The 13,728-nt window shown below is 32.8% G+C and carries 6 protein-coding genes; 3 read left to right on the top strand and 3 right to left on the bottom strand.

The annotated features are described in order from the left end of the window. The first annotated feature begins 6 nt into the window (after nucleotides 1-6). From bshB2 to sdgB, 3 genes are all read left to right on the top strand, one after another. A complete protein-coding gene (gene bshB2, locus SAMSHR1132_RS02720; RefSeq protein ID WP_000129077.1) occupies nucleotides 7-672 on the top strand; it encodes a bacillithiol biosynthesis deacetylase BshB2 in 666 nt (221 codons plus the stop codon). 12 nt (nucleotides 673-684) lie between these two features. Then, nucleotides 685-1,563, top strand: a complete 879-nt coding sequence (gene folE2 / locus SAMSHR1132_RS02715; RefSeq protein WP_000134237.1) for a GTP cyclohydrolase FolE2 — start codon at nucleotides 685-687, stop codon at nucleotides 1,561-1,563. 544 nt (nucleotides 1,564-2,107) lie between these two features. Beyond that, nucleotides 2,108-3,598: a serine-aspartate repeat adhesin O-glycosyltransferase SdgB gene (gene sdgB / locus SAMSHR1132_RS02710; RefSeq protein WP_001106094.1), complete on the top strand. Its 1,491-nt coding sequence runs from the start codon at nucleotides 2,108-2,110 to the stop codon at nucleotides 3,596-3,598. A 115-nt stretch (nucleotides 3,599-3,713) separates the two neighbouring features. Here the strand turns inward: sdgB and sdgA are convergent, their stop codons facing one another. The 3 genes from sdgA to sdrD all read right to left on the bottom strand — a co-directional run bounded on the left by sdgA (nucleotide 3,714) and on the right by sdrD (nucleotide 13,597). Further along, on the bottom strand, nucleotides 3,714-5,180 hold the full coding sequence (gene sdgA, locus SAMSHR1132_RS02705) for a serine-aspartate repeat adhesin O-glycosyltransferase SdgA (RefSeq protein ID WP_001106746.1): 1,467 nt from the start codon (nucleotides 5,178-5,180) through the stop codon (nucleotides 3,714-3,716). 118 nt (nucleotides 5,181-5,298) lie between these two features. Next, nucleotides 5,299-8,844: an MSCRAMM family adhesin SdrE gene (gene sdrE / locus SAMSHR1132_RS02700; RefSeq protein WP_000610339.1), complete on the bottom strand. Its 3,546-nt coding sequence runs from the start codon at nucleotides 8,842-8,844 to the stop codon at nucleotides 5,299-5,301. 475 nt (nucleotides 8,845-9,319) lie between these two features. Further along, nucleotides 9,320-13,597 (bottom strand): MSCRAMM family adhesin SdrD, encoded by a 4,278-nt coding sequence (gene sdrD / locus SAMSHR1132_RS02695; protein ID WP_000934504.1) that lies wholly within the window; start codon nucleotides 13,595-13,597, stop codon nucleotides 9,320-9,322. Nucleotides 13,598-13,728 lie beyond the last annotated feature (131 nt).

The raw sequence follows: 13,728 nt of genomic DNA, 5'->3' as shown, positions 1-13,728 counted from the left end.
ATCAACATGACTGATGAAAGACATGTATTAGTAATATTTCCACATCCTGATGATGAAACCTTCTCATCTGCAGGGACACTAGCAAGTTATGTCCAAAGAGGCGTACCAGTAACATATGCATGTTTAACTTTAGGTCAAATGGGACGAAACTTAGGTAATCCACCATTTGCAACTCGTGAATCATTACCAAGCATTCGCGAACGTGAACTTGAAGAAGCATGTAAAGTTATTGGCATTACTGATTTAAGAAAAATGGGTTTACGCGACAAAACAGTCGAATTTGAACCTTATGAACATATAGATAGTATGATTAAATCTTTAATTGATGAAACTAATCCATCATTGATTATTTCATTTTACCCTGGTTACGCTGTACATCCTGATCATGAAGCAACTGCCGATGCAGTGATTAGAACTGTTGAACGCATGCCTGAAGAAGAACGTCCACGTTTAACTTTGGTTGCTTTTAGTAATGATGCTACAGACGCATTAGGCGAACCTGATATTCAAAATGATATTACAGATTTTAAAGACCTAAAAATTAAAGCATTTGAAGCACATGCTTCACAAACAGGTCCATTTTTAAAACAATTAGCAAGTCCTGAAATCGATGGTAAACAGCACAGCTTTTTAACTGTCGAACCATATTGGACATATCACTTTAAATCTTAACGGAGGAAAATAATGACTGAATTTGATTTATCGACACGAGAAGGTCGTTGGAAACACTTTGGTTCAGTAGACCCTATCGAAGGTACGAAACCTACTACTAAAAATGAAATGACTGATTTACAAAGCACGCATAAAGATTTCTTATTTGAAATTGAAGAAGTTGGTATAAAAAACTTAGTATACCCTGTACTTGTTGACCAGTATCAAACAGCTGGTACATTTAGTTTTTCAACTAGCCTAACTAAAGATGAAAAAGGTATTAACATGAGTCGTATTATCGAAAGTGTTGAAAAGCATTATGATAATGGTATTGAACTCGAATTTAATACGTTATACCAAGTCTTACGAACTTTACAAACAAATATGAAACAAAATGCTGCTGGTGTTGACGTTTCTGGAAAATGGTTCTTTGATCGATATAGTCCAACAACAAATATTAAAGCGGTTGGAAATGCTGATGTCACTTATGGATTAGCTATTGATGGTGACCAAGTGACACGTAAAGAACTTACAATTGAGGCTACAGTTACAACACTATGCCCTTGTTCAAAAGAAATCAGCGAATATTCAGCACACAACCAACGTGGTGTTGTTACTGTTAAAACATATATTAATAAAGACCAAGACATTGTTGATGATTATAAAAACAAAATTTTAGATGCTATGGAAGCAAATGCAAGCTCAATTCTATATCCTATTTTAAAACGTCCTGATGAAAAACGTGTCACAGAGCGTGCATACGAAAATCCTCGTTTTGTTGAAGATTTAATTCGATTAATCGCGGCTGACTTAGTTGAATTTGATTGGCTAGAAGGTTTCGATATTGAATGTCGCAATGAAGAGTCAATCCATCAACATGATGCGTTTGCCAAATTAAAATACCGTAAATAATTTCATATTTTATAATAAAGCGCGTAACAGTAGTTGCGCGTTTTTTATTTTGTATGTTTTCTGTAATGTCAGTATCGTTGGAATAATGTTTTGTTGGCTTTTGTATAAATTCAGTTTTATTCATTTTTAAAATGGCTTAACACATGAGAAACAGCATTTTATATTTTTGAGAATAGTAATGAGATGTGGAATCTGTCGTTAAACTTTAATTCCATTTGCTCAAATAATGATTATTCATCAAATTTAAGATTTTACATCAGCCTTAGTGCTCCAGGATTTACAATGTTAAAGAAATACTTTTTATTTAGAAATCAGTATCTCTTATACATGTTTTTTACTCATGTATTCCTATTTTTAAGTACACGCTAGCTGCGACTAATGTCACAGAACCACTACATAATAAATCATAAGTGGTTCTTTACTGTCCCACTCCCTTCAAACCTTAAAACTCATTATTTTTAAAAACATTTCTTTTTCTATTTAAAAGAGTTAATTAAATGTTATGTGATATAATTATAAAAAACAGACATAAGTGGTGTTAAAAATGAATTATTTTGTAGGTAACAGTTTAGGTGCAAATTTAACCGGCATTGAAAAAGCAATTATTAATCGATTGAAATTATTTAAAGAAATGGGACGACCAGCGCAGTGTGTATTTCTGTCATGGAATAGATTTTTATATAGAAATGCTCAAAATTATTTATCGGATGGCGATTACATCAATATGTATGATTACTTTCAAGAAGCTTTATATGTAGACCGTAATGAACCTTTTGATTGGTTATCCTATTGGACTGATGAATGCCATTATATTTTAAAACCCGTTGAGAATAGTAATGATTTTAGAATATATGATCAAGATCGTTTTTTAATGTATGCACATTTTCAAGATCCAAAACATCGGATATTAGATTATGTGAATCATTTTGATCGACAAAGACGAAAAGTGAAACGTGACTTTTACGACGTACGTGGCTTTTTAAGTTGTAGTCGAATTCTTGTCGGTAAACAACAAACACTTTGTGAGTTTTTCTATAATCCAGATGGAAATACAAAAATTGAAAAATATTACACGTATATTAATGACAAACCGGAAGTACAAAAAATCATTGTTTACTATGCAAATAAATCATACTTCTTTAATAGTGATACCGATTTAGGCGCGTTTTTTATAACAAACATCTATCGTGAAGGTGATTTATTCTTCAGTGATCGCAATGTTTATACTGCACCTATTTTTAATTTAACACCTGACACAATTCCTGTAGTTGCAGTGTTGCACAGTACTCATATTAAAAATATTGATGAATTAGATTCTTCACCTTTTAAAAATGTATATAAAGCAATGTTCGAAAATTTATCTCGATATCGTGCAATTGTTGTTTCTACAGAACAGCAAAAAATCGATGTTTCAAAACGTATTCATAATGAAATTCCAGTTGTTAATATACCAGTCGGATACAGTGAACCTATAGATACGCCAATTCAAAATTTAGATCATCGAAAAATAAAATTAATTTCCGTTGCTCGTTATTCACCTGAAAAACAATTACATCAACAAATTGAATTAATAAAACGCCTAGTGCCATTAGTTCCAAATGTTGAACTACATATGTATGGATTTGGTTCTGAAAGTAAAAAACTAAATGAGTTAATTCAGAAATATGGATTGGAGAATCATGTCTATTTGCGCGGATTCTTAAGTCAATTAGATCAAGAATATAGCGATGCTTATTTAAGTTTAATCACTAGTAATATGGAAGGATTTTCTTTAGCCTTACTCGAATCATTGTCCCATGGTGTTCCTGTAATTAGTTACGATATTAAATATGGTCCTAGTGAATTAATTTCGTCTGATATTAACGGTTATTTAATTCCTAAAAATGATGAAGATGCGCTTTTTGAAAAAGTAAAATATGTAATTGAACATCCAGAAGAGCAGCAACGCCTTTCTGTTGGCAGCTTAACTAAGGCACAACAATATAGTAAAGCATCATTGATTAATCAATGGGATCAATTTATTCGACTTATTTAAATGTAATTTTCATTAATCTATAAAAAATGCATTTTCCTATGCTAACTAATCAAACATAAATGTTCAGATTGAACTTGTTTTGTTTAATTTCGTTTTTAGGAAAATGCTTTTTATTTTAACTTAAAATATTTTGCCATTTCGTACCAACAGTTGTCGTGTTAAACTGCTGAGCTGATTGAATACTATTCATTGAAAATTGTTCTATCTTTTGACTGTCATTCAACAATTGGTCTACCTTTTCAACCATTTTATCAATATCACCTTCAGAGACTAGATAACCGTTGAAACCATCTTGAATAAGTTCAGCTGGGCCATAATCAACATCATAACTTATTACTGGTGTGCCTAGTGACAGAGATTCTAAAATTGCTAATCCAAAACCTTCCATTTTACTTGTAGACAACATAAGTTGTGCTTTAGCAATTGCTTCACTAACTTGTGTCTTAAATCCATGAAACTTAACATGCCTTACTAATTGATACTTTTCTACAAGTTGTTGATATTCTGCTAAACCATTTCCATGTCCATATATATTTAATTGAATATCAGGATATTTTTCAACTAAACGTTTAATTACTTCAATTTGGTGTTTGATTTGCTTATTTTCTACTAAACGCGCAACTGATATGATATGCCCTTTTTCTTTATTATTAAAGTCGATGTTGTTTGGTAGATTTTCTACATGACCAACCGGAATATTGACTACTGGGATTTCATTTTCAATATACGCAGCGATATCTCGACGTTGTTTATCTGTAGAGACAACAATAGCTTTATAACGTTTTAAATGATTGAATACTGGTTTGTAAAAACTTTTTATCTCATTCCCAGTTAAATGCGTACTATGAAGAACTACGATAACCGGAATTTCTTTGCGAAGTTCTGTCATTACATTTCCTAATTCGTGTGGTCTATCTAATATTAATTGATCATTATTTTTACATAATTGATTTAGAAAATAGTGGACTAATTCTTCTTCACTATCAAAATATTGCTGATGCTGTCCTTCATTTACGACAACCTTTGTCAGAGTATTTTTACCTTTAACGTCATCAAAATACTTTTGAATTACAATTGTACCGTCTGTAGTAAAATAGTTTTCCAGAACAATACGTTGCCCTTCTCCTAAAATTCTAGAGCAACTAAGAAATCCCCTACCATCAAATAATTCTCGTTTAACCTTTCTTCTTTGATGATCAAAATAATTCACATAGTTTAAGTCTCGATATTGCTTGTCTAAAAAATGTGCGTACATGATAAATTGTTCTTCGTCATATATTCTAACGTCATTTGAATTCTCCACAAATTTCAATGTATAATTGCATGCCTTTTCCCAATATTGTAACCAATTCACTTGTTTTGTCTTTTTGTAATTAATTGTCTTTTGAAAATAATCATACATTGTAAATACATCGTTTTCTATTCGATGTTGCTTCGCATATGTATACAAATAAGGATTCCATTTAATATATACACATTTTGAAGGGATTTCTTGCTGTTTAAACAACTTTAGTCTATTAATTTGCGCTTTTTCTACACCAGTAATTTTACTTTCTAAAATTGTTCCTAAAATGTAATTCATATTATCGCCTCATATAATTTTTATTACGTATCTTTATTGTTTATTTTATATGAAAAATACATCTATTGCATGTTTTATCATTAAAAAACCAGGCCCTTATGGCCTGGTTCAGGTTATTTTATTTATCTTGTTTTTTACGACGACCGAATAGTAATAATGATCCTAATGCCGCAAATAATCCACCGAATAATGTAGCGTTATTTGTACCATTGTCTTCACTACCTGTTTCTGGTAATGCTTTTGCTTTGTTGTGATGATCTTTAACCGTACTCATTGGTTTAGCCGGTGTATGTTTACCTGCATCTGAGTCTGAGTCGTTGTCTGAATCTGAATCACTATCTGAGTCTGAGTCGCTGTCTGAGTCTGAGTCACTGTCTGAATCTGAGTCGCTATCTGAATCTGAGTCACTATCTGAATCTGAATCGCTATCTGAGTCTGAGTCGCTGTCTGAATCTGAATCGCTATCTGAGTCTGAGTCGCTGTCTGAATCTGAATCGCTATCTGAGTCTGAGTCGCTGTCTGAATCTGAGTCACTATCTGAGTCTGAGTCGCTATCTGAATCTGAGTCGCTGTCTGAATCTGAATCGCTATCTGAGTCTGAGTCGCTGTCTGAATCTGAGTCACTATCTGAGTCTGAGTCGCTGTCTGAGTCTGAATCGCTATCTGAGTCTGAGTCGCTATCTGAATCTGAATCGCTGTCTGAATCTGAATCGCTATCTGAATCTGAATCGCTATCTGAATCTGAATCGCTGTCTGAATCTGAATCGCTGTCTGAATCTGAGTCGCTATCTGAATCTGAATCACTGTCTGAGTCTGAGTCGCTGTCTGAATCTGAGTCGCTATCTGAATCGCTGTCAGATGTGTCTTCTTCGTAGTAGCCGTTATCAAGTGTGAAATCATCATGATCCGTAATTGTTACGTCAACTTCTCCACCATCGGCATCTTTATCATCTTCAGTTGTATTTGTACCTGTTTGTGTTAAGCCAGCAGGTTTTTCAAAGATAACTTTGTATTTACCGCTGTCTAAATTATCAAAGCGATATTTACCATTTTCATCAGTTTTTGTAGTACCAATTACTTCGCCTTTTTCATTTTGCAATGTAACTGTCACATCTTTAATACCTTTTTCAGTTGGATCTTGTTTGCCATCTTTATTACTGTCGTACCAAACGTAATCACCTAAACTATATTTCGGTGTTTTGTAGAAACCACTATCTAATGTCCAATTATCAGCATCTTTAATGACACCAGTTGTTGTTAGTCCATTAGAATCTTTATCTTCAGCAGTTGTATTTTTAAGCGTTGGTGTATAACCTGCTGGTGTTTCGAATTCAACAGTATAATTGCCATTATCTAAATCAGTAAATTTATATTTGCCTGATGCGTCTGTAGTTGTAGTACCAATTATTTTTCCAGTACTATCTTTTAATGTAACTTTAACATCTTTGATACCAGGTTCATTAGCATCTTGGATACCATCTTTATTTGTATCTTCCCATACGTAGTCACCAAGATTATATTTAGGTTCTTTATAGAAACCACTGTCTAAAGACATATCATCTTTACCATTAATTTTAACTGTAACAGAGCTACCATTTGAGTCTTTTTCGCCATCAGTAGTTCCATTTTCTTTTGTTGGAAGATATCCAGCTGGTGTTTCAAATTTAACTGTGTATGTTTCTCCATCTTTCAAACCACCGAATTCATAATGACCATTAGCATCAGTTCTAACTGATTTTGTTGTACCGTCTGGGTAAGTTAATGTAACTAAAACGTTTGCCATTGGTTTTTCTTTAGAATCTGTACCTTGGACACCGTCTTTATCAACATCTTCCCATACGTAGTCACCAATTTTATATAATTTTTCTTCAGGTTTAACAGTACCGTCACCACCGCCAGAGTCAGTAGTTGATAAAATAGTATTAGTGTAACCAGCATATGATGAATAATTATATTTGTTTGTTGTAGTCATTCTTACACCTTGTTGAACTGCTAAGTCATCCTCAGCACCCGGTGTATATTTACTAACAACTTTAACTATATATGCAGAATCAATGTCACCAAAATTAATATTGGCCATGTTAGCACCATAATTTTTATTAATAGTTACTGAATTGGTAACATCTTCATATTGACTATAATCATAAATTTTATTACTTTGAGGTAATTGTTGACCCGATGCAACTTTATAGACTTTAATTTCCGTATTACTATCAATTATAGTACTACCGTCTCCAGTATAATAATCACCATTATCTGCTACACCACCACTTTTTATAGTAACATTTGTGTTTTTAGCATTTAATTTTAATGGATTCACATAAATAGTCTGTTCTACCTCATGCTTAGTAGTATCTAAATGGCTAAATATAGATTGAATATTTGACTCATCTTTTACAATAGGCTTTTGATATTCAACTTTAACATTTTTACTAGTCTCTTTATCTGCTGTAGCAAATGTTAAATTCAAATTTGTTTCATTTGGGACTTCTTTCTTATCAATATATGAGTTTAGTTCTAATTTTGCATTGACATTCTCATATCTATCAACATAATCAGTAAATTTGTAAGTAATTGTTTTCGTATTTAAATCAAATGTTCCCTTTGCAATCACTTCACCTGATGGATCTGTAATATCGACTGGTGTGAAATCATCCGTGATATCTGAAGGAATTGTATGCTTATCATACTTAACTGTCATTGTATCCCCAGCTTTTACAGCATTATCAATTTTAAAATCAGATGTATAAATAATATGTTCACCGTCATGCGCTTGAATAACACCATCATCTTTAATACCTTCAGTAATCGTTTGCTTTGTCACTGTAATTAAATCGTTTACATTATTCGAAGCAACTGCTGCTGGTTGTGCAACTGCAAAACGCATTTTCGCATTTAATCGTTTCGGCGCAACACTTGTTGGTGCTGTAGCAACTGGTTTAGTTGAATGATCAGTGTTATTTTCACTTCTAACTAATTCTTTTAATTTTTCAGGATCATTTTTAAGATCTTCTTTTGATACATTTACCGTTTGTTTTGGATTAGTTGCATCTGTAACTTGATTGTCTACTTTTGAAGGTGTTGATTGTGGTTGTGAAGTTTCATTATTTGTAGGTTCTTGTGGTGTTTGTTGTGTTGGTTGAGTTTCACTTGTAGATTGATTTGTAGTTACATCGTTATTTTTATTATTTGGTGCTGTCTTCTCTTCTAAAATAACAGATGTATCTTCTGTTGCAGTTTTATCAGTTGAAGGTTTTACATTATTATTTTCATTAGTTTGAGGCTTAGTTTCAGTTGAAGTTGTAGTATTATTTTGCTGTTGTTGTGTAGTAGATGTTTTTGGTTCTTCTTTAACTTCAGTTTGTGAATCAGTATTTGTTTCTTCCTTAATTGAATCCGTTGTATTTTTTTCTGTTGTCGAATTATTTTCGGTATTTGACATTACTTCCTTATCAGCACTAGTTGATGCTTCGTCTTGCTTTGCATTTTCTGTACTAGTATTTTCAGCAGCTTTAGCTTCTTGGTTCCCTAGACCAAAAATCAATGTCGTACCTACTAAAATCGATGCCGTTCCTACAGTATACTTTCTAATCGAAAATTTGTTTAAGCGATTTGAAATCATACCCTTTTTTGTTATTGCCTTCTTGTTATCCCTGTTAATCATATAAATCTCCTTTAAAATATCAATATTTGCAAAAAATTAATATTTTTACATATAAAAATTTGTATTCCCATCGTAATACATTTTTAGATAAAGCACAATACTTTAAATAAATTTATTTATCTCCAGCTGTTATTTTACACTTTTCATTGAATAACTTAATTTTAAATATTTTTGTTTATTTGTTTGATTTTTATACCAATTGTTTTAAATGGTTTGAAACTGAATTTAATTGTTTTTCTTGTTTATTTATACTTTTAATACATCGACGAATTAAATTAACATCTATTAAATAAAGACGTTTATTAACATTGCACCATTTACAGTATTTTTTATTTATAAAGATATATTTTTTATACTTAAGAGGAGTATTCTTATTTTTAATTTAAATATACCGTGAAAGTTCATCTCCAAATTTATGCACTTTATTTTCTAGAATAAAAAACCAGGCCACACGGACCTGGTTATACCAATCAAATTATTTGTTTTGTTTTTTACGACGACCGAATAGTAATAATGATCCTAATGCCGCAAATAATCCGCCGAATAATGTAGCGTTATTTGAACCATTATCTTCACTACCTGTTTCTGGTAATGCTTTTGCTTTATTGTGATGCTCTTTAACCGTACTCATTGGTTTAGCCGGTGTATGTTTACCTACTTCTGAGTCACTATCTGAATCTGACTCACTGTCTGAATCTGAATCACTATCTGAGTCTGAGTCACTGTCTGAATCTGAATCGCTATCTGAATCCGAGTCGCTATCTGAGTCGGAGTCACTATCTGAGTCTGAATCGCTATCTGAATCTGAGTCGCTATCTGAGTCGGAATCACTATCTGAATCTGAATCGCTGTCTGAGTCGGAATCGCTATCTGAGTCTGAATCGCTGTCTGAGTCTGAGTCGCTGTCTGAATCTGAATCGCTATCTGAGTCGGAATCGCTATCTGAGTCTGAATCGCTGTCTGAGTCTGAGTCGCTGTCTGAATCTGAATCGTTATCTGAATCTGAGTCACTGTCTGAATCTGAGTCGCTATCTGAATCTGAATCGCTGTCTGAGTCTGAGTCGCTGTCTGAGTCTGAGTCGCTGTCCGAGTCTGAGTCGCTATCTGAATCTGAGTCGCTATCTGAATCTGAGTCGCTGTCTGAATCTGAATCGCTATCTGAGTCTGAGTCGCTGTCTGAATCTGAGTCGCTGTCTGAATCTGAATCGCTATCTGAGTCTGAGTCGCTGTCTGAATCTGAATCGCTATCTGAGTCTGAGTCGCTGTCTGAGTCGGAATCACTATCTGAATCTGAATCGCTATCTGAGTCTGAGTCGCTGTCTGAGTCGGAATCACTATCTGAGTCTGAGTCGCTATCTGAATCTGAGTCACTGTCTGATGTTTCTTCTTCGTAGTAGCCGTTATCAAGTGTGAAATCATCATGATCCGTAATTGTTACGTCAACCTCGCCACCATCGGCATCTTTATCATCTTCAGTTGTATTTGTACCTGTTTGTGTTAAGCCAGCAGGCTTTTCAAAGATAACTTTGTATTTGCCACTATCTAAATTATCAAAACGATATTTACCATTTTCATCAGTTTCAGTAGTGCCAATTACTTCGCCTTTTTCATTTTGCAAAGTAACTTTAACGCCTTTAATTCCTTTTTCAGTTGGATCTTGTTTGCCATCTTTATTACTGTCATACCAAACGTAATCACCTAAACTGTATTTTGGTGTTTTATAGAATCCACTATCTAACGTCATGTTATCAGCATCTTTGATGACACCTGTTGTTGTTAAACCATTTGAATCCTTTTCAGTATCATTTCCAGAAGTAACAGTAGTCGGTGTATAACCTGCCGGTGTTTCAAATTCAACTTTATATGTTCCATTATTTAAATCAGTGAATTGGTATTTACCATCAGCATCTGTTTTAACTGTTTTTAAAATTTTGTCGTTTTCATCTTTTAAAGTAACTGTTACACCGGATATACCTTTTTCATCTTGATCTTGGATACCGTTTTTATTTGTATCTTCCCAGACATAGTCGCCTAAGTTGTATGTTGGTTTATAGAACCCAGAGTCAATTGTATCGTTGTCTTTATCTTTAATGATACCTGTTGTTGAAGTACCATTTGAATCTATACTTTCATCACTACCTGACCCAACTTGTGTTGGTGTGTAACCTGTTGGTGTTTCGAATTCAACTTTATAAGTTCCGTTTTCTAATCCAGTAAATTGATATTTACCATCTTTATCTGTTTTAGTTGTTTGTAAAACTTCTCCATTTTCATTTTTCAATGTAACTGTTACGCCGGATATACCTTTTTCTGTTGAATCTTGCTTACCATCTTTATTTGTATCTTCCCATACATAATTACCTAAATTATATTTCGGTGTTTTGTAAAATCCACTATCTAGTGTCATGTTATCTGCACCATTAATAACACCTGTAGTAGTTAAACCATTAGAATCTACAGTATCATTTCCACCTGTATTTTGAGAAGTCGGTGTGTAACCTTCTGGTGTAGTAAATTCCACCTTGTAATTACCGTTTTCTAAATCAGTGAATTTATACTTGCCGTCAGCATCTGTTGTTACTGTTTTTAAGATTTTGTCGTTTTCATCTTTTAAAGTAACTGTTACACCGGATATACCTTTTTCATCTTGATCTTGGATACCGTTCTTATTTGTATCTTCCCAGACATAGTCGCCTAAGTTGTATTTAGGTTTGTAGATACCTAAATCAGCAGAAAGGTTATCTTTTCCATTAACTGTAATCACTGAAGATACGCCATTGGAATCTAATTCTTCATTATTTCCTTGCTTTGATGGTGTTACTTCATAACCTTGTGGTATATTTGAAAATTCTACACGATAATCTCCATTAGGCAAGTTTGGAATTAAATAACCACCTTTTTCATCAGTAATTGTTCTTCCAACTTCTTTATTAGTTTTGTTGTCATAAGCAACCACTGTTACACCTTTTACTCCAACTTCTCCTAATTCTTGAATACCATTCTTATTTGTATCTTCCCAAACATAGTTACCAATTTTATATACTTCTTGACCAGCGCCACCACTTTGGTTGTTGGTGAATCCTAAAGCATTACCAGTAGAAACTGATTTATTTCCATCAGAAGACAAAGTTGCCATTTGAACAAGTGTTGGACTTTCACTAGTTGTATATTCAAATTTCGTATCCACCACAACTACATAAGAATTGTTTATGTTACCAAAATCAACATTGACACTGTCATTAGCTCCATATGTAATCTTATCCTTAAATTGTTCTGTTACATCTATTAGCTGATTTGTATTAACATCATAACCTTTGTTTAAAATATAGTCTTTTGGCGCTTGATAAATTTTAATTTTAGTTACATCTTTATTTATTTGACCTACATTATCAGGATAATCTTTATGATAAGCTTCAACTTTTAATTTAGCATTTGTTAAAGATTTTTCTGATGGATTTACATAAACAGTCTGTTTATAATAACCAGGATCTTCTGCATTACCTGCATGTGAAACAGTTTCAGTAAACGCTGAACCTATAGAATTATTATCTCTAGTAACATAATCTGGATATTGAATGTTTGCAGTAGTTTTTGTTGTGTCATTCCCTATAGTCACATTAAACTCAACATCGTTTTTACTAACAGGAATGGTATCTGCATCCATATAAATTGAGTAATTAATTCCCATTTTTACTGAATTAAATCGATCTACATAATCTGTAAATGTATATGTAATTAAATTATTTACAGTATCGTGTTTGGCCGTAGCAATTGTTTCCCCATTATTTGGATCTTTTATATCACCAATATTTTTAATATCTTCTGGATTCAAACCATACACTTGTACAGTATCTGAATATTTAATTGTGAAATAATCACCCGATTTAACTTTGTCATCAACTGAAATTTGAGATTTTAATGATAAATAATCTTGTGCAGGCACAATTTTATTATTTTTATCTGCATCGACCACAGTTAAAGATGTCGTTGATGTAATTAAATCATTAACATTTTTAGAGTCTGCTGATGAAGGTTGTACTGCTGCCATACGCATTCTTGTATTCAAACGTTTAGGCGCTGTGCTTTTCGGCAAAATTATATCTGCATTATTTTCATTATTTGAATTACTATTGTTATCAACAAGAGTTTCAGTATTACTCTTTATAGCATCACTTTTAACATTTAATGTAGTTGGTGCAGTTTTGACTTCTGTATCTTTGTTTTCCTCATTAGTTGATTGAACATTTACCTCTGACTTTTTCTCTTGGAAATCAGATTGCGACACTTCTTGATTACTTATTGTTTGTTTAGTATTCGAAGAGATATTCGTAGATTTTGGTAAAGCTTGCTCATCTGATTTGGCAGTTGAAACTTCAGCTTTATTTCCAGTAGAAGATTGTACGCTTTCTTTTTCTAATGATTGAGTTTTATTTTCATTTGAAGTCTTTTCAGTACCTTGCGATGATACCATTTCTTTTTGATATTCATTTTTAGTATTTTCTTCTTGATTTAGTTGCTGGTTATCAACTTTACTACTCGATTGATTGTCACTTGCTGAAGTTGTCGCTTCGTTCAATTCTTTATTGGTACTTTCTGCAGCTTTTGCTTCTTGGTTCCCTAGACCAAAAATTAATGTTGTACCTACTAAAATTGATGCTGTTCCCACTGTGTACTTCCTAATCGAAAATTTATTTAATCGATTAGATACCATGCCTTTTCTTGTCATTGCCGTTTTGTTTTCTCTGTTTAGCATTAGATTACTCCTAATTCATCAAATTTTTAAATAATACAATTGTTTAAAATACAAAAATGTATATCAATATAGTATTACATTTTTGTATAAAGCACAATACTTTAATTATTTTTCTTTATCGTAAAGCGATA

The organism is Staphylococcus argenteus, from assembly GCF_000236925.1.
Classification (GTDB): domain Bacteria; phylum Bacillota; class Bacilli; order Staphylococcales; family Staphylococcaceae; genus Staphylococcus; species Staphylococcus argenteus.
The sequence above is the reverse complement of the archived record's forward strand: the minus strand, read 5'-3'. Positions and strand labels throughout refer to the sequence as shown.